Here is a 24,971-nt window from a genome sequence, read left to right as displayed (position 1 = left end):
AAATACAGTTTTACTACCATGTTATGGGCACTAAACGGGATTGACACAATCATTTATCCAACAAAAAAAGCTCCGTATTACAATGGAATAACTCCATTGTTTCACGAAGACTGGTTTATTGCTTATTCTGATAAACATCACTCTTAGAATGGAATCCATCTTTAATAATTGTTTCTTCGAGATTCTCTTTATCAACCGCGATGGGAGATAACAAAACAGAAGGAACCTCCATTTTACCGTTGTTTATCTTTCGTTCTGTTTTTATCGTTTCCCCTTTTGCCATCTTCACTGCCAATTCTGCTGCTTTTTCTGATAATGCCTGAATCGGTTTATACACCGTCATCACTTGCGTTCCTTGTACGATCCGCTGCACGCCAGCAAGCTCCGCATCTTGTCCTGAGACCGGAACTTTCCCAGCGAGACCTTGTGCTTCAAGGGCTTGTATGACACCACCCGCAGTAGCATCATTCGCTGCAATTACAGCATTGATCTCATTTTTATTAGCTTTTAACGCCGACTCCATGTTTATAAACGCATTAGCAGGCGTCCAGTCTTTGGACCATTGATCGTATACGACCGTGATAACCCCTTTATCAATTAATGGCTGCAGAACTCGGAACACACCTTTTTTAAACAGATGAGCATTGTTATCCGTTTCGGCTCCTCCTATATACACGTACTTTCCATTCGGAACAAGCTTGGTTATTGCTCGGGCTTGTAGCTCGCCTACCTTTTCGTTGTCAAAAGATACGTACATGTCGAGGTCAGCATTTTTAACAAGGCGGTCGTATGCCATCACTTTAATGCCTGCTGAGTGTGCTTTCCTGACGATCGCCGCCATAGCTTCAGCGTTATGAGGAACTACGACAAGAAGATCTACCTCGTTTTGAATGAGCGTTTCAGCTTGTGCAATCTGCAAAGAGTCATCACCGTTAGCAGCGAGAATCTCTACCTCTGCTCCTAGATTCTCTACGGCTTTCTTGAAGAGCTCTTTGTCTTTAAGCCAACGTTCTTCTAGTAACGTATCCATGGAAAAGCCAATCTTAATCTTTTCCTCGTTAACTGACGCGCTGCCTACTTTTTCACTTTTAGAAGGAATCGCTTTCCCAAGTGTCTCTTTACTCTTACTCTCTTTGTCGCATCCGGAAACAAATATAAAAGCTACGAATAACAGGACGAGGCATAAACCATTTAAGAATCTTCTCATGAATGATGCTCCTTTACGGCCTTCATCCTTTTTTCCCAAGAACAGTCCTGCGATATTCTGTAGGTGAAAGCGTAACCATTTTTTTGAACACTTTGCTGAAATAGTTAGGTTCATGATAACCGACCTCAAACGTGATTTCTTTTAAGCTTTTTTCTGGATCTGCCATCAGTTTCTTCGCCTTATCGATTCTGCATTCTGTCAGAAAATCAATATAGTTGATTCCCAGCTTTTCTTTAAACATCTTACTAATATAGATCGGACTCAAACCTACTTTTCTTCCTAACGCCTCAAGAGAGATGTCTTCATGAGAATGCTTTACGATATATTGTTTAATCTGATGAATCGTATCGGCTTCAAGCTGTTCATAATGTTCTTCGTATGAAATCCGCATCTGTTTGAATAGATGTTCAGATTCAGAACGAAGCTGACGGTAGTCTTGAGATTGATATGAAAAGAAAGGTGTTTCAGTCTCCATTCCCATTTCGTTCATCACTCTCGCAGCCACCCAGAGCAGTTCAAGAACACGCTGCTGTGTTTGGAGCAGATCTGTCCCTTCGTTCTCGCAACGTTGGATGAGACTCAATACATTTTTAAGAACTTCATCCCACTTTCCTAACCTGATTTCATCTAAAAACTGTTTTTCTCGCTTTTTGGATTGAGGTCTGTCCTCTGTACTCCCAAGCATTGGAACATCATGATAAAAGCGATATTTAACAGGCAAGGAGGAATCCATCGTGGCAATAAGTGATTCTTGATAGGACTGCCGAACTTGATCTAAAGAATGACACACATTTCCGATTCCTATAAACCATCCATCATCAGACTTTGCTTTTCTCAGTGAGAGAATATCTTTTGCGAGAAAAATCGCTTGAGAACGAAACGAAGAACCAGGTTTACGAAAGACGATAATAGGAAGCTGACGGCCATACAAGGCACCAACCCACCCACTCGCTGATTTCCTGACCTTTTCTTTTATCAACGAATAAAGGTTTTCTTCACCTTGTGGAAGTAGGATACTCATCACAAATGGTTCATGAGTGGAAGAGATGTCGAGCATATCAACAAGCATATCCAAATGGACATCATGTACATGATCGAACAACAGCTGCGTGACAACATCTGTTTCCACGAGCGGTAACGTACTTTCCAAAACCTTGAGAGATCTGCGCTCTTCTGCAATTTCCAATAAGACTTTCCCGACCGTCTCCTCAATCTCACTCACTCTGCTAGGTTTTAATAAATAATCCTTCACTCCTAATTTGATCGCCTGACGAGCATAATCAAACATATCAAAAGCTGTAATCATCACAAACTTAATAAAAGGATTCGTAGATGTAATCTGCTGTATCGCTTCTAGTCCATTCATCCCTGGCATCTGAATATCCATCATCACTAAGTCGGGCTTTACTTCCGCCGCAACTTGAACTGCGACTTTTCCATTCTTCGCTTGATAAATTTCGAGATTAGGAAATGCCTTCTGCAGAATAACTTGGAGCCCTTCTCGTTCAATCTGCTCATCATCAACGATCAAGAGTTTGAGCATGCTGTTCAATCCCCCTCGTCTTAGGAATTCTTATTACCACCGTCGTACCCACACCGATATCACTTTGAATATCCATCACGTTTTCAAGACCATAAAAAAGTCGAAGTCGCTTCACAACATTCGTAAACCCAATACCTGTTGAAGCACTGTTTGTCTCAACAAGTTCTCCGTCTAAAATTTGTAACCTGATATTCTCAGGTATTCCAGGTCCGTCGTCTTCCACTTCAATTCTCACCATGTTATCGTCATCTTTAATTCGAAGCCAGATCTGTCCGCCATCTTCTCTTGGCTCAACCGCATAGATCACGGCGTTCTCAATAATCGGTTGCAGAGTTAAGCCAGGAATCTGAACCTCTAAACAGGACTGATCGACTTCTAGGTGCAACGTCAGCCGATCAGTAAACCTTGCTTTTTGAATGTTCATATATTGCTGGATCACCATCACTTCATCTTGAAGCGTAACGGATTTGTCTAACCATTTTAAGTTGTATCTTAAAAGACCAGCCACACTTACAAGTAGATCACTCGTTTCTTCTGATCCTTCTAAATAAGCCTTTTTCGATAGGGTATTAAGTGTATTAAATAAAAAGTGCGGGTTGATCTGGCTTTGCAGATTCTTAAGCTGACTCTCTTGCAACAGAAGCTTGCTTTGCTGAAGTTCATGTTCAAGCTGTGCCTTCTGCTGTATCTCCTGAAACAAATTATTGATATTGATGCGCATTCGGTTAAAGGTTTGAGCAAGAAATGAGATTTCATCATTTGAATCAACTTTGATCTCTTTGTCAAACTTTCCTGCAGATAGCTCGTTCGCGGCACGTGTTAACTGTTGCACCGGTCTTGTGATACTTAAGCTAAACCAATACGTAATCACGAGTAACAGCAGTGTAATCAAAAGCATCAGCCAGATGCCTAGTTTCTTAAATTCAGCAGACTGATCAATAATGCCTCGATAAAAAACGTCGTAAGTCTTCAGCTCTGTGTCGATTAATGTAAGCGTCATTTCTGATATATATATGGAAAGACGCGTCGCTTCTGTAAATTCTTTGTTTGAGGTCTCGGTGTCAGATTCCGCATAGAACATCAGAGAACGATCTGTTGTTTCAATTAAACTATCAATAAGATTCATATAATTTATGAGTGCAAATTCATTTTCTGAGTTTCTTAGTTTTCCGATTTCCAATTTTGCCATGTTAAGTTTATCTTTGCTTTTATCAAGGTTATCCATATGGTTCTCTGATGGTTCAAGCAAGTAGTTATTAAGGTCTGTGACCATTTTTTGACTCGTGCTCGTCACTTCATTCATGCTTAAATAACGTTGTAAGATGGCATTGTATTGATTTTGCGTTTTCTGATTATAGTATGTAAGCGCTATCCAAATAATGGCCATGATGATCAGAACGACTGATGCAAGCATCCATATTTTTTTCTGTATTCTGTTCATCTCTCGTCCATCGCCTTTATCATTCGAATTTCACTGGAATAACCATCCGCATCAAGAGGAACGGTTTCGTTCTTTAACCATTGCATCAAAACATCTACGCTTTTTCTTCCCATCATCTCAGGTGACTGCTCAATCACACCATCTAACTTTTTTTGGTTAAGCAAGGTCATCGATTCAGATCCATCATCAAAAGAATAAATAAAATAGGGCTCTACCTGTCCGCGTCTACCAATCTCCTGAATCATAGCTCCTGCTGTATTAGCGTTCACGGCAATAAATCCATCCGCATCGGGATACTGATTCAAAAGATCTCTTGTTTTTGCGATAACTTGCTCTCTCGTCTCAGATGTTTCTGCATAAATCGTCTTTATGTTCGGAAAGCTTTGAAGCACTTCTTTAATGCCTGAAAGCCGTTGCTCTTGATAGTGCTCTTTCTGGCTATCACTTAGTAAAATGACTTGCCCTTCTTGTCCCATGTCAGACAACATGAGTTTTGCAATCATCATTCCTGCTAAGTGCTGATTTGAACCAACGTATGTTTTTCGGAGGCTCTCTGCTTTAGGCACGTCATTTCCAACCGTAATAATAGGAATCCCATAAAACGCCGCTTTCACTTTCGTCAACTCTTTAAAACGATCTGTATCAAGTCCTTGCACGATGATGCCATCTACTTTTGACTGAATAGCAACCTCGAGCTTCTTCAGAAAATCATCCTGGTTCTTGCCGTAGCTTCCCCAGACTTCAAGGCTTGCTCCACTTTTTTGAGCTTGTTGTTCCGCACCTTTTCCAACCTTGTCCCAAAAAGGGGTATCCAATTCTTGCGTGATAAGAACAATACGAAAAGAATCTTCTTTCTGAGTAGACGCTGCAGGCAGTTTCCAATCAGACTGAAACGCTTTTTGAGCTGTAATAAACGTTAAATAACTTAGGAAGATACATATAAAAATCAGAAAGATTAATCCAGCTTTGCGCAAGTGAAGTATCCCCTTTTTCCGAATATTTACTAATCATATTTTATCATAAGAAATGTGATACACACGCTTACTCCGTTACCAATTATAGGGACTAAACTGTTGTTTAGAGTTAAAAAAGTGAAGACATCTTCGAGCATGATGTCTCCACTTTTTACCAAACCTAATTACGAGTTAGCTATCCTCTCTTTTTACGAGTTATTACATCGAAGAGTACAGCTGCAACCAACACGCCACCTCTAATCATGTACTGCATGGAAACCCCAACACCAAGAAGGTTCATCCCGCTTGATAATGAAGCCATAACAATGGCACCGATAATGGCACCCGTTACTTTACCGACTCCCCCAGCGGAAGACACACCGCCCACATAGGCGGCAGCGATGGCATCAAGCTCGAATAGCGTTCCAGCTGTTGTCGTAGCCGATTGAAGACGTGAAGTAAAAAGAATTCCTGATAGTGCAGCAAGCATTCCCATAGAACCAAACACCATGTACGTAATCTTATTTACATTGATTCCGCTTAGATGTGCTGCTTCTGGATTACTTCCTACTGCGTAAATGTGACGGCCAAGCACCGTTTTCGTCGTTAAGAAATGGTATGCTACAACGACAAGAAGCATGATCACAACCGTCCAAGAAAAGCCGTTATAACCTGCTAGAATCCAAGTAACATAGGCAATGATCGCTGAAACAAAAACAAGTTTGATCGTGAAGATCCCTTTAGATACAACATCGAACTGATATTTAATCTTGTTGCGGCGCGTAGAGATTTCGCTATAAATGTAAAATAAGATGGAAAGTAAGCCTAGGATTAGAGATAAAAGATGCAAACCATTTACGATCATAAGAGAAGGAATAAATCCGTTGCCGATTGCGTTGAACGCATCGTCTTTGATAATAATTGTCCCCGTTTTCTCAGTTACTTGTAATAGCGCACCGCGGAAAATCAACATCCCCGCAAGCGTAGCTACGAACGAAGGGATGGCGTATTTGGCGATTAACAAACCGTTAAATAAGCCAATAAAGATTCCAAGCAAAAGAATCACCGGAATCGTTACATAAACAGGTAATCCCATCTTTGTTAAAAGGATGGCCGTGATCGCACCAAGAAATCCTGCTGCAAACCCTACAGATAAATCAATATGACGAATAACGATGACGAGTGTCATTCCTACTGCCAGTACTGCGATATAACCAGTAGAATCTAATAGATTACTAATATTACGCGATGACATGAACAGCCCATCCGTCATGATGGAGAAGGTAAGCATAATCACAAACAGAGCGATATACATCCCATAATCACGGATATTCTCTTTCACTAACGTTCTTGCTTCATTGATAAATTCCATTGTGTTAACCCCCTATTGCGTAGCAAGCTGCATGATGTTTTCTTGATTGGCTTCTTCAATCGGCAGCTCACCTTTCATTCTTCCTTCAGCCATAACGTAAACACGATCACTCATCCCGAGTACTTCACCAAGTTCAGAAGAAATCATGATAATACTCATGCCTTCGCTGATTAATTGGTTCATAATCGTATAGATCTCAAACTTAGCACCTACATCGATACCGCGTGTTGGTTCATCCAAAATTAATAGCTTCGGCCCAACGAACAGCCACTTTCCGAGCGATACCTTCTGCTGATTTCCTCCACTCAAGTTACCGACCGTTTGCTCTAGTGAGGATGCTTTAATATACATGGACCGTTTGTATTCCGTTGCTCTTTTTACCTCTTCATTCTCGTTGATGATTCCCTTATGAGCGACTTCGTTAAGATTTGCAGCCGTTATGTTGTTCTTAATATCTTGAATGAGGAACAGCCCATCACCTTTTCGGTCTTCTGTTACATATGCGATGCCTGACTTAATCGCGTCACTCGTATGTTTGAACGTTTTTTCCACTCCTGAGACTTTAAGCTGACCTTCTAGTTTATAATTTTTCGGATTGCCAAACACACTCAGTGCAAGCTCGGTTCGACCAGAGCCCATAAGTCCGGCGATCCCAACGATTTCTCCTTTTTTTACATGAAAATCAATATTCTTTAAGACATGTCTAGCAAGCTCGGTACTATAAGCAGACCAGTTGTTCAGTTCTAGTATCTTTTCACCGATCTTCTTATGGGGTCTTTTCGGATAAATATCATCAATATCCCGTCCGACCATATTTTTAATGATCATGTTCTCTGATATTTCTCCTTTAGAAGCATCGAGCGTACAGATTGTTTTGCCATCACGCAGCACCGTCGCTTGGTCGGCAATGGAGATGACTTCCTTTAGTTTGTGGGAGATCATAATACTCGTGATGCCCTGTTTCTTCAGCTCACCTAGAAGTTTCAACAGATTCTCACTGTCATCTTCATTCAGTGCGGCAGTCGGTTCATCTAAAATAAGCAGCTTAACGTCCTTACTTAATGCTTTGGCGATTTCAACCAACTGCTGCTTTCCTACACTCAAGTCCTTCACGAGTGTTTCAGGGTTCACGTTGAGCCCCACTCGCTTCAGCATTTTCTTTGCTTCGGCAATCGTCTGGTTCCAATCCACCAAGTTTCCACGTTTGACCTCGTTACCGACAAAAATATTTTCATAAACCGTGAGATCCGGAAATAGAGCTAGCTCCTGATAGATGATAACGATGCCGGTTTGAACACTGTCACTGATCTTATTGAACTGCTGAACACTTCCTTCAAACACGATGTCTCCTTCATACGTTCCATAAGGATAGACACCACTGAGCACTTTCATAAGCGTGGATTTCCCTGCTCCGTTCTCCCCGATCAAGCAGTGTATCTCGCCTTTTCTTACTTTAAAATTTACATTGCTGAGCGCTTTCACTCCGGTAAACGCTTTGGAGATCTCGTTCATCTCCAAAATATATCCGCTCATCATGATCCCTCCAATTAGCCACTCCACTGACTTCATTGTGAAAAATAGTGATAGACGTAGAATCTATCACTATTTCTCGTCCTGCTATTTTCTTATTCAAGCCCTGTAAAATCGTCGGCTTTATAATAATCAGAATCAATTAGTTCTTTCTTAACGTTGTCTTTGTTCACAACGATTACATTCGTTTGTTTTGCTTTTACTTCAACGTTTCCATTGTCATAAGAACCCGTTGTTTCTGGCTTCTTCTCATCAAGGATCTCAACTGCCATTCCCATAGCATCCTTAACAAGTGTACGAACATCCTTAAATACAGTCATCGATTGTTTGCCGTCAATGACATATTGAATGGAAGCTTTCTCTGCATCCTGACCTGTTACGAGGTAGCTAGAAACCGCGCTGTCTGATCCAAATACATCTGCGATCGAACGAGCTGTTCCATCGTTTGGAGCTAGAATTGCAACATCACCTTTTAAGTCTGCCTTAGCAGCAGTCAAATGTGTTTGCGCTTTGTTCTTCGCTTCGTTTGCATCCCAGTTCGTTGTTACTTGGCCGATGATCTTGCTCAGCTCATCGCGAGAAAGTTCGGCTTTGTCTTTTAATGCTTCAGCTTCACTCGAGTTAGCAATCTTGAATGTGCCGTCAGCAATCTTAGGCTGAAGCACTTTCCAAGCTCCTTCAAAGAATAAAAATGCGTTGTTGTCAGAAGCCGCTCCAGCATATAGGTAAAGCGGAGTGTTCGACCCTTTAGCGTTATCGATCAAGTATTGACCTTGCGCAGCACCAACTGCCAAGCTGTCAAACGTTACGTAATAATCAACTGCGTCTGTATTCGTGATCAAACGGTCATACGCGATAACCGTGATGTCATCCTTTTTCGCTGCTTCTACTGCTGCAGCTGCTGCATCGCCATCTTGCGGACAGATGATAAGAACATCGATTCCTTTGTTGATCAATGTTTCAACGTTTTCTTTTTCCTTTGCAGAAGATCCTTGGCTGAACAGAATCTCAGTCGTGTAGTCTGTTCCTTTTAATGCATCCTTAAATCTTTGCTCGTCCTGCACCCATCTTGGCTCATCTTTAGTAGGTAAGACGATTCCCACGCTTACCTCGCTATTGCTGTCACTGCAACCAGCTGCAACAAGCATAAGCATGACAACAGCGAGCATCAGAGATAAAAATTTACTTTTCTTCATCATTAGTTCCCCCTTTAAAAGTACTTACAAACTAATTATAGCTACGAAAAAAGAGGGTTTGAAAGCGCTATCATTAGCACTTTATTAACATCGTCTGTACTTTTTTAACAAAGGGTATTTTTTAGCAGCCTCAAAAAAAAAGACAACGCCACTAAACTAGCGTTGTCTTCACACTATTATTTATTTCGCATTCTCATCAGGCTGATGAATGCCGAAGATATTGCCTTCTGTATCTATGTAGTATCCTTGCCAAGCCATTCCTGGGAGGGCGTACTTCGGCATCGCCACTTTTCCGCCTTGCTCCAATATCTTCGCTTCTGATTCATCATAGCTTTCAACACCCATCGTACAAGCATATCCGTTTAATGCTTGATTCGGTTCAGGCGGGGGGCTTTGACGTTGCATGAGTGCCCCATTGATTCCCACCTCTTTATCGTCCCCAGTCACTGCACCGTAATAAGGCATTCCGGCATATTCACTCCAATCTTGAAACGACCAGCCAAACACCTCACCGTAAAACTTCATTGCCCGCTCCATATCATCCACATGAATTTCAAAATGCACTAATCTGCCCATTGGTAACCTCCTGATTTTTTTATAATAAAACCACTTATGTCATTCCATACACATGATCGCAATTCCTTTAAACGAGAAAATACGGCAACAAAAAGGCACCCTCAACGCTAAACAACGTCTCAGGTGCCATCTATCTATTATGCTGCTTTTTGAATGTTAATTTCTTTTCCATCTTTACGCCATTCTTTGTACTCAGCTGCCGCTGTAAAGAGTACATCTGTTGAAGAATTTAGTGCTGTTTCGAAAGAATCTTGTAAAACACCGATGATAAAGCCGACACCAACTACTTGCATCGCCACATCACCTGGGATACCGAACAGACTACACGCTAGAGGAATCAATAATAACGATCCACCAGCAACTCCCGAAGCACCACACGCACATACAGCGGATAGAACACTTAGAAGAATAGCAGTACCAAGATCCACCTGAATGTTTAGTGTATGAACCGCCGCAAGTGTTAAAACAGAGATCGTAACCGCAGCACCTGCCATGTTGATCGTCGCTCCTAATGGGATGGACACAGAGTAGTTATCCTTGTCCAAACCAAGCTTCTCACATAACTTCATATTAACAGGAATGTTGGAAGCGGAGCTACGTGTGAAGAATGCTGTGATTCCACTTTCTTTCAAGCATTTGAAAACAAGCGGATAAGGATTTTGTCTGATTGCTAGGTAAACAATAAGTGGATTTACAACCAAAGCCACAAATACCATACAACCAATTAAAAGTCCTAACAACTTACCATAACTCAACAATGATTCGATACCGTTTGAAGTAATCGATTCAACGACTAGTCCCATGATTCCTAGCGGTGCAAACTTAATGACCCATGTCACAAGTTTAGCTACTGCGTCTGAAACGTTTGAAAGCATCGTTTTTGTTGTTTCCTGTGCACTTCTTAAAGCAAGGCCTAAAAGTACTGCCCAAGCCAAGATACCGATATAGTTCGCGTTAACTAAAGCATTGAATGGATTATCAACAACATTCATCAGCAACGTTTTGAGTACTTCGACAACACCACCAGGAGGGGTCACGCCTTCTGCTCCCTTTCCAAGAGTAAGGCCGACTGGGAAGATAAAGCTAGCAACAACTGCTACCAATCCTGCCAAAAATGTACCTAAAAGATATAGGCCAATAATTGATTTCATGTTCGTCTGATGGCCCGCCTTATGTTGAGCGATCGCCGACATAACCAAGAATAATACCAAAACAGGTGCAATTGCTTTTAGTGCACCTACAAATAATGTTCCAAAAATAACAACAGGTTTTGCTGCTTGCGGAATCGCTAAAGCTAAGATAATACCTACAATTAATCCGATAAAGATCTGTTTAACAAGACTTAACTGATTCCACTTTTTCAGTATACGTTTCATAGATGTCATCACCAATCTAGTTAGAATTGTAAAGCTGTTTATCTGAATAAACCTGTAGCAAGATACGCCTTTAACCAATGGGACAACTGAAGCATCACGTTATAATCCACCTGGAAAAGACAATTGTCCTTCTATTAAATAGTATTATAGTGAGTATTCCGGCTTAATACAATGTATTTATAAAAGTTGTAATAATTTGAATATTTAGATAATGTTAGACGAGTTCTCTTTACTTGAATAAACCCTCAGGATAAAATTCCTGAGGGTTTATTTCCAATTACTTAAATTCACGGTATATCAATAAATACCTACCGCATCAAAGCCTGCGTTAACTGCAGTTACTTCTTCACTTCCCGACCCATAAAGATCTTTTGCAGCTTGTACGATCGCTTGACGAGCTTCGCTAAAATTAGAATTCGATGTTAAGTAGACCGATAGAGCACGGTAATATATTTTACCCAATTTTTCTCTACCAAGCTCCTCACCAATCAGATAGGCAGCGTGATTCGTAATAGAAGAGTTCACATGCACACCGCCATTATCTACATTCAGCGGCATGTTATAATATTCATCCATATGTGCAGGATAGACGCCACTGCCGTATGCTGCTCTTTGCGGGTTGCTGACAACAACACTGTTCGGGTCGCTCAAGCTGCGCAATCTTGTTACACCATCTGCTTTTGCTGCTGGTGCCATGATGTCCTCACCCATTTCCCAATCACTATCATCAACGAGTGCACCAAAGACGTCAGCGAATGATTCATTAAGTGCTCCTGATTGGTTACGGTAAGCTAGATTCGCTGTATGCGTAATCACACCATGTGTCATTTCATGGGCCGCAACATCAAGCCCTGCGGATAATGGAATGAAAAATTCTCCGTCACCATCTCCATAAGCCATATAGCTTCCATTCCAGAATGCATTATTGTAATCGACTCCCATGTGTACATATGAATTAATCGCCATGCCCTCTCCATCCAAAGAATTCCGTCCATGCTCATTCAAATAATACTCATAAACCTTTTCAGAATTATAGTGTGCATCAACGGCCGCTCGATCATAGTCACTCTTAAAGGATGCAGAATTCCCCGTATAAATCTTGTCATTACTAGAGTCCCAATCACTTGTAGCATCATACGTAAAGATTCCTTCAAGATTCTCATGAGAGTAATCCGCTAAAGCAAACCTTGTTCCAGATTTCGGCTCCTTCACACGGGTAATATGTAGTTTTCTATGTTCACCATGAACGCCAAGCCCAGATCCCGTTTGTGTTTTGTGTTCCTCAGCATGCATGAGCCCATTATATTGATCGATGACTTTTCCAGTCTTAGCATCTATAAATACAAACCAGTTCCCAGGTTCTTCACCCATGAAGTTAACGTTTATTTTATAAGCGGTATAATTTTTCTTTTCAAATGGATAGATAACGAGCTCTGATGTTGGTTCATACGTTAGCTCTTGAGGGGCATTGACCGACGATAAGGCAGCTCGAAGGGCATCTTGTTTACTGATGGCAGCTTGTGTATCTACGAGTTGATCGACAATCGTTTGATTCGTTCTTCCATTCACAGAAACGATCTCATGATTTTTATTAAAATGGGCAATTACTTCAGAACCTTCTACAGGAACGCCGTTGACTGATTGTGTAAACCGAACATGAGTCATTCCAAGCTCATCACTTTCTACACTTTTGGTCTTTAAGTTTTTCTCCGGACTTTTAATACCCGTTTTATCTTGATTTTTCTTTAAATAACTTAAAGCATTAGCTGCGGTGCTTGAAGAAAATTTTTCTGCAGATCGTTCTTTCACAAAAAAAGGCACACTAGCTTTTTCATTCCATTCTTTAGCTGCCTGTACACCTCTAATCTCACTCGAATCCACAGGTTGAGCTAATACATTAACTGGAATAGAGCTTAACAATAGAGCTGACGACAGCATTACAGGTCCAATAACTTTTTTCATCACTAACATAACCCCTCCCATTAATTGGCTAATCTTCATTATAAAGGAGGAGAAAACGTTGCGAATGAACAATAAGAATTATCTTAATTTTACAAAAATACATATAATAGCTATTTTACTTACTAGTGTATAGGTGAAATCTACTAAGTAAAATTATGAGATCTTCGTGTTTTTAGAAAAGTACTTTCACTCATCCAAAGCCCACAAAAAAGAAGAAAGCTTGGTTTTACTCTGCTTTCTCCTTCTTTAAATTTCTAATCTAGTTCTAGCATGCTTAAGTTGATGAGCTGTATGACTTAAGGACTACATGCAAACTTCTTCTACAGAAAAGTAGGATTAAGGCGAAAACAGCTTCCAATGTCCTTCGGAGATCACTTCGACCTCTCCATCAATTACTTTGATGGCGGTATCATCATTTATGGCATAGGCTGGCCCCTGCATGTCGGTGGCCCACCGCTCTGCAGCAGCCATGGTGTTTCCCGGCAGCATTTCGTGGTCAACATGTGGGAATATTGAAAAATCGACAAATCCAAGTGCTTGATCTTCACCGCTCGGTGGCGTCCAGCCAATAAAGAATTCTCCAATCTTAGGTGCCATTACCATGCTTCCTGCACTCATTCCCACATACACTGCGCGAAGCGATGGTAAGAGCTCTGCCAATCCTGATTGTTGCATCCAATGGTATAGGTAGAGAGCATCGCCGCCTGAAACTAATAAGACGTCCATCTCCTGTACGAGCGGCATCCAGCGTTCTTTATCAATGCTTGGCAGCGCTGTTAACTCAAGCACACCAACTGACTTCCAACCTAGATTAACCATAGGATTTGCTTCTTTCCCACTGATGAATTCCCAGGCTTTCACGCCCGGCCCCACCCATGGATGTCCGTACATTGCGGTAGGTATACACAGCGCGTTGCAATCAGCAATCGGCTTGTCCAGCATATCAACCAACGCGTCATGTATGCTTTTATTAATCACGCCTCCCGATGTAAGCAGTAATTTCATAACGTGACTCCCCCTTGCTTTTTCCATGAATGTATCTATAATTCTACAAAAGGTGTCACCTTCCTTTTATAGAGCTTGTGGAGTTACTTTTCTATTTCAATATGGAACTAGTCATTATAAGCTTTGCTGTGCTGAATTTCCCCCATAATTTAAAAATTAAAAAAAACAGTACAAAACCTTGAAGGTTTCATACTGTTTTCCACTGTAAGTTACCATTTTTTACAGTTCTAACTTATCTAGGATCGCTCTCACTTCATCCGTTGATTTTGTGTTCATCAACTGATTTCGTAATTCAGCCGCTCCAGGGAATCCTTTTACATAGATTTTGAAAAAGCGGTGAAGCCCTGTGATGGAACGAGGCACTTCTTCGGCGTATTGATCTTGAAGATCAAGCTGCAGTCTTAACAGATCAAGATACTCCTTGCTGCTGTGCTCTCTTGGCTCTTTTTCAAAAGCAAAAGGATTTTTAAAGATGCCACGCCCGATCATAACACCATCAATACCATACTTTTCAGCAAGCTCAAGCCCGACTTGACGGTCCGGAATGTCTCCATTAATCGTTAACAACGTATCTGGTGCGATTCGGTCACGCAGTTTTTTAATCTCAGGAATAAGCTCCCAATGAGCGTCTACAAGACTCATTTCCTCTCTAGTGCGTAAATGAATAGAAAGGTTTGCAATATCCTGCTCTAAAATATGCGTAAGCCACGCTTCCCACTCACCGATCTCTTTAAACCCTAGTCGTGTTTTCACGCTAACTGGAAGCCCGCCAGCTTTAGCCGCTTGAATCAATTCGGACGCTACATCTGGACGTAGAATAAGGCCACTTCCTTTTCCTCTTTGCGCGACATTCGGTACAGGGCAGCCCATGTTAATATCAATCCCTTTAAACCCCATCTCTTTCATGCCAATACTCATTTGTCGGAAGTATTCAGGGTTATCTCCCCAAATATGTGCCACCATCGGCTGTTCATCTTCTGTAAACGTCAAACGACCGCGAACACTTTTTAATCCTTCTGGATGGCAATAGCTATCTGAGTTTGTAAACTCCGTAAAAAACACATCCGGTCGTCCAGCTTTACTTACGACATGACGAAAAACAACATCGGTCACATCCTCCATTGGGGCAAGTACAAAAAATGGACGCGGTAATTCACGCCAAAAATTATCTATCATTGATGCTCAAATCCTCTCACTATAATGCAACTTCAAAATCCCGGTAATAAATATTCTTTTACACTTATATCATGATTGTTATCTCAATATCAATCACTGCACATTTATAATTTATGGAAATTTGTAAATGCACAAAAAAGACTCTCAATGGTTAAGATATCCACACAATTCGTACAAAAAGATAGTTATAAGCTGATTCAGGAATAGCATCCAAGAAAAAAACAGTACATTGATTTAATTCTTTGTTAAATAGCCTATTCTCTTCAGTTCCTCGTATACGATCCAAGAGAACTTTTTTCTTCCCTCACTGTTTAAATGATCGGGATCGATAAAATATTCTTTTTTGTTTACGAATCTTTGATCACTCATATAATTTAAAAATGGAACATCTAAATTTAGAGCTTCTAAATGCTGAAAAACAAGTCTATTCATTACTTCTTCATTGAAATATTCTTGATAAGACTTATGAACGGGCTCCATGGTCAACACGACTTGGTAGCCTTTATCGCTGCAATAATCTACAATTTCTTCTAACTGCTTTACACTTGGTTCGATGTTATTGTTTTCAATTGCTTCCTGGTATTGTTCTTCTATTTTCTCATACTTTCTTTCCGAATAATCTTGACCGTTATTTGACCAAGGTTGATGAGAATTCCATCGTAAGTTTTTTAGTTTACCCGTGATTGCAGAGCTAAGACTCGCCGTATTTGTCCCAGGTAAGTTCAAGTAAGTGTAATAATCAATGATATTATACGGTTCAATATCATTTTGATCCAAAATCCTATAATAGTTCCCAATGTTCTTAGCCTCAGAATTGGCGAAAGTCATCTGAGAGATGGAAACGAGAACGACACCACCAGGTTTAAGATGCTCACCATACTCTTTCAACAATTTCGAGTCGTATTGAATGGTCTGAGAAGGAAGCGCTAAGTCCAGATGAGACAAACCAGTGGGCTTAAAATAATAACCATACATCGAATGAGATGCACCTAGATTGATGATATCAACGGGATGTGGCTGTTTCTTAAATGCCAGTATGTCATGGTCAATATTGTAATCATATGAATCCTTAACAAATTGATTAATAGGCATAAAAAGCAGGATAACTACACCGATGATAACTGTTAACTTGATAAATAAACGTACCATAGCAAATCCTTTCGAACATCGTGTTTCTTTTACCAGATCTTCCCCTAAACTTCACATGGAAGTTGTTGTATCAAAATCCACCATAAACAAATCCATCACCTGTAACACCTAATACAAGAACTGAAAAAATAAGAAAAATATAAAATGCCAATCTAGTAAATGTAGAGTGCTTCGATAGAAATTCCCATGCTGAACCATTGTTTCTTTCTATATACTGGAACAGTTGTAGAATAATAAAGAAAAAAATGAAAAGTAGCAGATCAAATAACGGAAAAATTTCAAAAGCTTTAATCATTCCCACCGGGCTCCAAGAGCTGATGCTCAAGAAAAGTTTTGCATGTTCAAATGCTTGTGATACGTTATCCGATCGAAAAAAAACTCTGGAAAAGCAAACGAGCAGGAAGGTTATTGCAATTTTCAACCACCTATGGAGCACTGGGCTTCTATCCAAACGAAAAAACAAAGCCATACTTTCACGATAAGATTTCGTTGCATCTCCAAACACGCGATAAAACCCATGAATGAGACCCCATATAATAAACGTCCAAGCGGCTCCGTGCCAAATGCCGCTTACTAAAAAAGTAATCACAATGGCAAAATAAATTTCACTTCTCTTCTTTTTCCTCTTACATAACGGGAAAAAAATATAATCCCTAAGCCATGTGGAGAGCGTTATATGCCATCTACTCCAAAAATCTGAAATCGAAACGGCAAAATGCGGCTGCTTAAAGTTTTCAGTTAAATTGATTCCCAACATTCTTGCGCTACCAATGGCAATGTCACTGCACGCTGAAAAATCAGCGTATAACTGAATCGAGAATAATATAGTAGCTAGAACGATTTCTGAACCAGAAGGGTTAGGACTATCGTAAACACTAGAAACGATTGGAGCTAGTCGATCTGCAATTAATGTCTTTTTAAAAAAACCCCATGCAATTCGCTTCATTCCATAGACTAAATTTTCATAGTTTAAACGTTGTTCGACTTTCAATTGTGGAATTAATTTTTTTGCACGTTCAATCGGCCCAGCAACCAGTTGTGGAAAAAATGCAAAATATACCGAAAAATAACCGTAATGTCTTTCCGCTTTTTGCTTTCCATAGAAAATATCCACAAGATAACTTACAGCCTGAAATGTATAAAATGAAATGGCTAATGGCAGGACGATCTCTTGGTAGGGTATCCCATAATTCCAACCCATGAATGTTGCCAACGACCGAAGCGACTCATTCACAAAATTAAAATATTTAAACCAACCGAGAAAAAACAACAATACAGAAATACCAACGACCAAGGCTTTTTTCTTCTGTTTTTTTGTCTCCTGTTTTTCAATAAAGATTCCAGTAAAAAAAGTAAAAGCTGTGCTAATTAAGAGTAATAATATAAATTGAATACTTAAACTAGCGTAAAACACATAACTTGCAACCAATAAAAGAACCCATCTCAATCGATGGGGGATTAAATAATTCAAAAAAACAATTATAGCGAGAAATAAAAGAAACTCAATTGATATAAAAGTCATCCAATCACCTAATAATAAATCAACATATATTTTTTCTAATAAATCGAACTAGAAATCATGCACAAATGGCATTGCAACGCGGTGGTCGGCCTTAGAGATCACCGACTATACATTAGCCAAGTTTAGGAAGGTCTGAATAGAGGATTTTCCCATAATGATTACGTGGGATTTCCTCAATTCTCATAATCTTAAAGCCCTTCAAGTTTAATTTTTCTTTGACTATTTTTTTTATCTGAACATAATCATCTCTTAATGTGTAGATATACATTTGGTCATCACTTCCAGCACAGATACAATCGTGGCCATGCTCATGTAAAAACGCTTCTACATCATCAAGGCCGATGCGGTTTCCGTACACTTTAATCATTCTTTTAATGCGCCCTGATATAAAGAAATACCCATCCTCATCAAAGTAAGCCATATCTCCTGTACGCAAAACACCTTTATTCTCATCTTTTTTCGAAAGATCGAATAACGACTCCGCATACCCTAAGGAAACATTTGGCCCTTTGTATATCAATTCGCCTATCAAATGAGGTGCTGTAATTTTATTTCCCTTGTCATCTTGAAGGATCAGCTCTCCACCAGGAATAGCGATACCAATACTTCCGGCTTTTTCAATGTTTTTTTCATAAGGTAAATAGGTCATCCGCGCTGTCGCCTCCGTTTGACCGTACATGGTAAAAAACTGAATCCCCTTCTGATTACACACATCAGCAAATTTGCGAGATAGCGTTTCGCTCAATTTGCCACCTGCCTGAGTTAGTTTTTTTAAACTTGGCAGACTAAGCTCTTCAAACTTCATCCTGTCAAGCATCTCATACACAAAAGGAACTCCACCAAAAGTTGTGACTTGCTGTTCCTTACATAATTTCCAAAAATCCTTACTCATGATAGAAGCCCCCGTTACAACGACGGTAGCTCCACATATGAAATGGCTGTTAATAATAGAAAGCCCGTAGGAGTAATTCATTGGTAGTGTAGTGATCGGTTTTTCGTTTTCATGGATATCAAGGTACTTTGCTATTGATACAGCGTTTTCAAAAATATTTTCATAGCTTAAACGAACAAATTTGGGGCTCCCCGTACTTCCAGAGGTTGTTAAGAGGAGAGCAAGATGTTCATGAAGATTATGTTGAAAATGGGTGGGACATTTATATAATGTGTAATCACCATATACAAATGAAGAATCCATTGTCTTTGAAAGATCTTGATTATTACTACTTGCCCAGATGTATGCAGGCTTATAAAGATGAACCAGTCTTCGTAACCGATCTATATGAATGGATGCATCCAAAAGCACGGGGACAACGCCACCTCTAATAAAGCCCACGTAGCCAAATAAAGACTCTTTATTATTTGAGCACAAACAAAAAACGAGCGTTCTTTCACCCACATTACCGCAGATGGCATCCGATATTTCTACCATTTCAGAGTAAGAATATTCTCGGTCTGCATATACAGCTGTGCGGTTCCCAAACTGCTCCATTTTTTTGAAGTTATTCATTAATCATGTTCACTCCCGAACGTTCCAATAGCTCAATTCCAGACTGGTAAGAATTGAATTCCGTCATCCATTCTGAATCTAATGAGAGATCAAATGCATCCTCAATCTCACAAATGAGCGCCATATGTGCAATTGAATCCCATTCTGCTGATTCTGCTAATACTAGATTATCAACTACTTCATCTTCCTCTAGTTCCAAAACATTCATAAAGGCATTTCTATATTTTTCGATATTTCTCATCGTTTACACCCTTTCCATAATGACTGTTTCTGCATTTGAGGGAGAAACAGTTTCTATATACCTAACCATTCTCCAGACACTTCGGAGATTATGATTTTCTATCAACACTACAAACTTCAGCATCATTAAAAGAAATAAATGGGAACTTTACAACCAGTACAAACTATTTTTATATTTTATAAAACTCTTATTGATAATAATTATCATTCCCAAGCATGATTCTAGCATATCGCCTTTTCAAAAACAATAACTGGCAAACTGTTAAAATTCGGTATCCCCCACTCTAAATCACTTTTCTCGTCACCAGGTTTTAAAAATATATTTTCAGTAAATCCAAAAGCTTCTTAGCAACTTAAGACGAATTGAAAGAAGAAACGACTCCTACCAACACGGCTAGGGCTATAATTGCAGATTCACTTCAGCCCTAATTGCGTCTCACACTTCATCAGTAGTATGCAAAAGCATCTTCAAAGACATAATCAAAAAAAAGTGAGCCCCCATGAAGGCTCACTCACTGTAATTACCTACTCATTTTCAATTAATCTTGCCATGCCTTGTCCGCACTGCTGACATGTTCCCTTCATCTCTTCGACATCCTTACAATTCGAACAGTCAGCATTAATTTTATGATTCATTAAGCTTGAGCAGCGCAACTGCTTCAACGTGTGTTGTCTGCGGAAACATATCAACCGGCTGTACTTCTACTGTTTTGAATCCACCATCTTCTAATATTCGCAGATCACGTGCGAGTGTGGCTGGATTACAGCTCACATAGACAACACGATTTGGTTTCATTTCAATGATAGTTTTTAATAATTCCTCGTCACAGCCTTTTCGTGGTGGATCGACGACGATCACATCTGGCGTGACGCCTTGCTTCTTCCACTCTGGTATCACGTCTTCTGATTTACCAACAGCAAACTCAGCGTTATGGATATTGTTTAACTCCGCATTGCGGCGCGCGTCTTCAATCGCTTCTGGTACGATTTCTACACCGTACACTTTTTTTGCTTTTTGAGCGAGGAACAGTGAGATCGTCCCGATTCCGCAATACGCATCGATGACCGTCTCATTCCCATTCAGTTCAGCATAATGTAACGCTTGATCATAAAGCACTTTCGTCTGGTCCGGATTGATCTGATAAAACGAACGAGCTGAGATGGCAAACTTGATGTCTCCGATAAAATCATAAATATATTCAGCACCCCAAAGCACACGCGTTTCTTCACCAAAAATCACGTTCGTACGTTTTGAGTTCACATTTTGTACGATCGATTTAATCTCAGGTAGTGCTTCTCGAATATCTTCTACTATCTTCTTACGTTGCGGCAGGTCTTGACCGTTCGTTACGAGTACGATCATCAAATCACCTGTCGTTTTACCGTATCGCGCAATGATATGGCGGAGAACACCTTTATGTTTTTCTTCATTATAAGCACTGATGTTGTACTGATTCACGATTTCTTTCACAGCTTGTACCGCGTCGTCGTTCGTATCCCCCGTGATGATACAGCTGTCCATCTCTACGATCTCATGGCTGCGCTTCTGGTAAAAACCTGTGATGATGCGCCCGTTGCGTTCACCAACCGGCACTTGCGCTTTGTTACGATAACGCCATGGTTCTTCTCCCATGCCAAGTGTCGAGAGTACTGGTACATCATCTATTTTACCGATTCTCGTTAGAACGTCTTCTACTAACTTGCGTTTATACTCCAGCTGTCCTTCATAAGATAGATGCTGCAGCTGACAGCCTCCACACCATTTATAGATCGGACAAGGCGGTTCAACACGTTCAGGGCTCTCTTCGATCAGCTCTTCTAAACGGCCAAAACCGAATCCTTTTTTCACACCAATAACCTTAATCTTCGCACGCTCGCCAGGCAATGTATTCGGCACAAACAAAGTAAACCCATTTACACGAGCAACTCCTGCTCCTTCATGGGTTAAATCCACTATATCTACTTCATAACTCTCATTTTTATGAACAGGCAAATCAGCCTTTGTCATTGTCATCGTCCCTTTTTGTCACTTATGCTTTTCTGATTGTAGCATAACTGTTAGTGGACACCAAATGCTTACATAAAAAAACAGACCACCTGAAGTAGTCGGCAGTAAGGGTTTTTTTTAGACGAAGGTATGCACCCCTGAAATATTTTTAAAGATTTTACATCTTATTATGTTTGAATTTTGATAGAGGTCAATGATTTAAAAATTAGCATTCGTATTCCATTTTTATAAACTCAAATTTACTACCGTTTGTAGCTTGCATGAAAGTCTTAATTTCTTTAAAACCTATTTTTCTATAAACTTTTATTGCTCTTTGATTAAATGTCGCTACAGATAATGTTAACTTTTTTGGTTTAAATTCCGTCCTCACAAACTCTATCCCTGATTTCAGAAATTTGAAACCCACACCTTTACCAGTTAAGTCCGGTCTTACTCCTAAACCAATATCATATATATGATCATCTACTTTATTAACACTAAAAAAACCGATTAGTTCATTATTAGTTAAGACTGAATACACAGAGTTACCTCTCTTTTCTTGGTTAATAAATTCTTCCAAATCTTCTTGATCTGACTCCATATCATAAAATGAATACTCTCCATCATAGTGCCATTGAAACGCAATCTCCTCTGCTTGTTCTTGAGTCATAACCTTATATAGATAAGTCATTAATATCCCCCGTTAACTCATTCTTTTTATATAAAAAAAGAACACTCAGCAAATTTGCTTAAAGTGCTCTTTGACATGATTGGTTTATGGTTTAAGTCGCTCTTTTGGTACAAGCAATTCAAAATGATGGTGTAAGTTTTCGAACTCACCTGGCAGGATTCCGCCAAGCTCCCCATCTAAGTTGATTTGCATCTTTTCACGAGGCGTTACTTTTACACGCTTTGCCTTCTTATAGATCACGTGATCATCATGGATGTGTTCCCCACGGATCGCAAGAGAGGCAATACGAACAAATTCTGCAAGGTTTGTTTTCTTTAAGATGATTACGTCAAAAAGACCGTCATGAAACTCCGATGATGGAGCAAGCTTCTCAAAGCCTCCAACAGAATTTGTGTTAGCAACTAGGAAGAGCATGATTTCGCCTTCGTATTTTTCTTTATCATCGAATTCAATCTCAACAAATGTTGGACGAATCGATGGCAGCATCTCGATTCCTTTTAGGAAATAAGCCAGCTGTCCGATCATCGTCTTCAGCTTGCTTGGCACTTCATACGTTAGCTCTGTTATACGACCGCCACCTGCGATGTTGATGAAGAACCTGTCGTTTACTTTACCGATATCAACAGGCATATGTACACCACCGCATAGAACGTCGCAAGCTCCTTCAATCGTACGCGGCACACCTACTGCACGTGCAAAATCATTCGTTGTTCCCGCTGGAATAATTCCTAGCATTGGGCGATCTTCAAGTCCTGCTAATCCATTGACAACTTCATAGATCGTTCCATCTCCACCGGCTGCGATAACGAGGTCGAAGCCTCTTTCTCCTGCTGCACGTGCAGCGCGAGTCGCGCAACCTTCTTCAGGTGTTGTTGCATGACAAGACGTTTCATAACCTGCATTTTCAAGTCTGTCTAGAATATAAGGAAGCTGTTTTTTTACCGTTTCTCTTCCCGAACTTGGATTATATATTAGTCGAGCTCGTTTCATATCTTTCACCTTCATTGTTTGACTTCTTTTAAAAGTTTTAACCTAAATTTGTTTGTTGTATAACTGCAAAAAACAGCCCACTGCCGGACTGCTTCTGTCGATTCCTCTTATATTATAGTGATACCTGTCTTAAAATGCAAAGCTGATATCTGCCAGTATGTGTTAAAATTGTGTCCAAATTGTAGGGGGTCTGTCCCGGGGTCAGACCCCGGGACAGACCCCCTAAAGGATTTCTTTACCATTTTATAGAATTATACATTTAATGCAGCTTTGGGCATGAACAAGCTTCATCTCTTTCTTGATTCGCATATATAAGGAATAACAACATACGGTAACGAGTAACATCACTACTTTTAGGAGGTGCTTCTATGTTTTGGCTATACATTTTAGGACCTATTGCCGCGGTGACTTTACTAGCTGCAATCGTAAACTGGAGAACAAGGCTAAAGTACAGAAGGTATAACTACAAATACGAGCTTGAAGAGCATGTTAGTGATCAGAACAAGATCAATAATGCAGCAGCCTGGAACGCATCCCAACATAATCACCACTCTGGCGGTGGCAGCGGTGGTGGTGGCGGATTTTAAAAGACAGGATCTCTTCTCCTGTCTTTTTTCATTTTATTAGGAGGTTAAGATGACACATACAATCGGGATTTCTGGTAGTACCATCATGTCTGATGAAACAAAATTCAACGATCTGTTTCGAGCTCATGAGCAGATTACACATATTGAGATTGGAGAGTTTGAAAATGAAGATGCATTTCAAAGGTTTCTAACACTTCTAAAGAAAAGCAACAAAACCTTCGGCATCCACTCTCCCATCTATAGAAACGGAAGTAAATATGATTTGTTAGAGAAGTTTCAATATGCACCTGAACAAGCATGGACACTGTTCGAAAAGGAAATTCAGCGTCTCGTTAAGTTAGGCGCTCAGTATATCCTTGTTCATTTTCCTTATTTTCAAGGAAGTGCTTGTAATCCGGATACCTTAATTGAGCAGGGTCTGAAAAGATTGTCCGAACTGCAGCTAACATACAACTTGCCCATTGTCTGCGAACCAAAGCTTGGATTGGATCAATCACCAAAGGGAATCGAATACCTTAATGCCTTTCCTATCACATTATGGGAAAAATACGGACTAAAGCTGTGCATGGATATAGGTGATTACCTATTGGCTGCTGATGAACAAGCTCTAAGTATGATTCAGAAATGGAAAGATTACATAAAAGTTGTACATCTTCATAACATCGAGTTTATTGATGATAAATACATATGGGTCCCTATCCATCCATCACATGAAGATGACGGAAAACATTATTCCATTAATGAGATTCTTCATGTTTTATCAGGATACCGTGACCTTATTTGGGTGCTCGAACACACCCCTCACTCAAATCCTTCTCAAACATTTATTCAAGAAGGAATCAACTGGTTGGCAGATGACGTATTTAAAATTAAAAATAATCTTTCTAAAAAATACTGAATTTATTTTAGTATTTTTTTATTTTCATAACTATTAAAATCTATTACCTTGTCCGAACAAAGC

The 24,971-nt window shown here is 40.0% G+C and carries 21 protein-coding genes; 2 read left to right on the top strand and 19 right to left on the bottom strand.

Annotation, left to right across the window (positions count from 1 at the left end; genetic code table 11):
• Positions 1–115 precede the first annotated feature (115 nt).
• The 19 genes from xylF to HU823_RS17845 form a co-directional block, all read right to left on the bottom strand.
• Positions 116–1,207, bottom strand: coding sequence for a D-xylose ABC transporter substrate-binding protein (xylF, locus tag HU823_RS17935; RefSeq protein WP_197222909.1), 1,092 nt, complete (start codon positions 1,205–1,207; stop codon positions 116–118).
• Positions 1,208–1,229: 22 nt separating this feature from the next.
• Positions 1,230–2,750 (bottom strand): response regulator, encoded by a 1,521-nt coding sequence (locus HU823_RS17930; protein WP_197222908.1) that lies wholly within the window; start codon positions 2,748–2,750, stop codon positions 1,230–1,232.
• Positions 2,728–4,191 carry a sensor histidine kinase gene (locus HU823_RS17925; RefSeq protein WP_197222907.1) on the bottom strand — a complete coding sequence of 488 codons (1,464 nt, stop codon included), beginning with the start codon at positions 4,189–4,191 and terminating at the stop codon, positions 2,728–2,730. The genes HU823_RS17930 and HU823_RS17925 overlap by 23 nt, the downstream gene beginning before the upstream one ends.
• Entirely contained in the window at positions 4,188–5,165 is a 978-nt protein-coding gene (locus tag HU823_RS17920) for a sugar ABC transporter substrate-binding protein (RefSeq protein ID WP_197222906.1), read from the bottom strand. Before HU823_RS17920 ends, HU823_RS17925 begins: the two co-directional genes overlap by 4 nt.
• A gap of 175 nt (positions 5,166–5,340) precedes the next feature.
• Entirely contained in the window at positions 5,341–6,516 is a 1,176-nt protein-coding gene (locus HU823_RS17915) for a sugar ABC transporter permease (protein ID WP_197222905.1), read from the bottom strand.
• Positions 6,517–6,528: 12 nt separating this feature from the next.
• A complete protein-coding gene (locus tag HU823_RS17910; RefSeq protein WP_197222904.1) occupies positions 6,529–8,049 on the bottom strand; it encodes a sugar ABC transporter ATP-binding protein in 1,521 nt (506 codons plus the stop codon).
• Between the two features lie 92 nt (positions 8,050–8,141).
• Positions 8,142–9,245 carry a sugar ABC transporter substrate-binding protein gene (locus HU823_RS17905; RefSeq protein ID WP_144704349.1) on the bottom strand — a complete coding sequence of 368 codons (1,104 nt, stop codon included), beginning with the start codon at positions 9,243–9,245 and terminating at the stop codon, positions 8,142–8,144.
• A 177-nt stretch (positions 9,246–9,422) separates the two neighbouring features.
• A complete protein-coding gene (locus tag HU823_RS17900) occupies positions 9,423–9,818 on the bottom strand; it encodes a VOC family protein (RefSeq protein WP_197222903.1) in 396 nt (131 codons plus the stop codon).
• 137 nt (positions 9,819–9,955) lie between these two features.
• Positions 9,956–11,194 (bottom strand): serine/threonine transporter SstT, encoded by a 1,239-nt coding sequence (gene sstT / locus HU823_RS17895; protein ID WP_144704355.1) that lies wholly within the window; start codon positions 11,192–11,194, stop codon positions 9,956–9,958.
• A gap of 297 nt (positions 11,195–11,491) precedes the next feature.
• Positions 11,492–13,165: a M4 family metallopeptidase gene (locus HU823_RS17890; protein WP_231607541.1), complete on the bottom strand. Its 1,674-nt coding sequence runs from the start codon at positions 13,163–13,165 to the stop codon at positions 11,492–11,494.
• Positions 13,166–13,492: 327 nt separating this feature from the next.
• Positions 13,493–14,161 carry a Type 1 glutamine amidotransferase-like domain-containing protein gene (locus tag HU823_RS17885; RefSeq protein WP_197222901.1) on the bottom strand — a complete coding sequence of 223 codons (669 nt, stop codon included), beginning with the start codon at positions 14,159–14,161 and terminating at the stop codon, positions 13,493–13,495.
• Between the two features lie 219 nt (positions 14,162–14,380).
• Positions 14,381–15,337 (bottom strand): tRNA dihydrouridine synthase, encoded by a 957-nt coding sequence (locus HU823_RS17880; RefSeq protein WP_197222900.1) that lies wholly within the window; start codon positions 15,335–15,337, stop codon positions 14,381–14,383.
• 234 nt (positions 15,338–15,571) lie between these two features.
• Positions 15,572–16,486 (bottom strand): hypothetical protein, encoded by a 915-nt coding sequence (locus tag HU823_RS17875; RefSeq protein ID WP_197222899.1) that lies wholly within the window; start codon positions 16,484–16,486, stop codon positions 15,572–15,574.
• A 70-nt stretch (positions 16,487–16,556) separates the two neighbouring features.
• Positions 16,557–18,008 carry an MBOAT family O-acyltransferase gene (locus tag HU823_RS17870; RefSeq protein WP_197222898.1) on the bottom strand — a complete coding sequence of 484 codons (1,452 nt, stop codon included), beginning with the start codon at positions 18,006–18,008 and terminating at the stop codon, positions 16,557–16,559.
• Between the two features lie 112 nt (positions 18,009–18,120).
• Entirely contained in the window at positions 18,121–19,515 is a 1,395-nt protein-coding gene (locus tag HU823_RS17865; RefSeq protein WP_197222897.1) for an AMP-binding protein, read from the bottom strand.
• Complete coding sequence (locus tag HU823_RS17860; RefSeq protein ID WP_144704374.1) at positions 19,508–19,756, bottom strand: acyl carrier protein; 249 nt, start codon at positions 19,754–19,756, stop codon at positions 19,508–19,510. Before HU823_RS17860 ends, HU823_RS17865 begins: the two co-directional genes overlap by 8 nt.
• A gap of 624 nt (positions 19,757–20,380) precedes the next feature.
• On the bottom strand, positions 20,381–21,763 hold the full coding sequence (rlmD, locus tag HU823_RS17855) for a 23S rRNA (uracil(1939)-C(5))-methyltransferase RlmD (RefSeq protein WP_144704377.1): 1,383 nt from the start codon (positions 21,761–21,763) through the stop codon (positions 20,381–20,383).
• A gap of 205 nt (positions 21,764–21,968) precedes the next feature.
• On the bottom strand, positions 21,969–22,433 hold the full coding sequence (locus tag HU823_RS17850; RefSeq protein ID WP_144704379.1) for a GNAT family N-acetyltransferase: 465 nt from the start codon (positions 22,431–22,433) through the stop codon (positions 21,969–21,971).
• Between the two features lie 84 nt (positions 22,434–22,517).
• On the bottom strand, positions 22,518–23,423 hold the full coding sequence (locus tag HU823_RS17845; RefSeq protein WP_144704382.1) for a diacylglycerol kinase: 906 nt from the start codon (positions 23,421–23,423) through the stop codon (positions 22,518–22,520).
• Between the two features lie 368 nt (positions 23,424–23,791).
• Between HU823_RS17845 and HU823_RS17840 the strand changes: the two genes are divergently transcribed.
• Together HU823_RS17840 and HU823_RS17835 are read left to right on the top strand one after the other, a co-directional pair.
• Positions 23,792–24,010, top strand: a complete 219-nt coding sequence (locus tag HU823_RS17840; RefSeq protein ID WP_144704385.1) for a hypothetical protein — start codon at positions 23,792–23,794, stop codon at positions 24,008–24,010.
• 49 nt (positions 24,011–24,059) lie between these two features.
• Positions 24,060–24,908: a TIM barrel protein gene (locus tag HU823_RS17835; protein WP_197222896.1), complete on the top strand. Its 849-nt coding sequence runs from the start codon at positions 24,060–24,062 to the stop codon at positions 24,906–24,908.
• The last annotated feature ends 63 nt before the right edge of the window (positions 24,909–24,971 follow it).

Source organism: Fictibacillus sp. 18YEL24, assembly GCF_015903855.1.
GTDB lineage: Bacteria > Bacillota > Bacilli > Bacillales > Fictibacillaceae > Fictibacillus > Fictibacillus phosphorivorans_C.
This window is presented reverse-complemented; position numbering and strand designations above follow the sequence as displayed.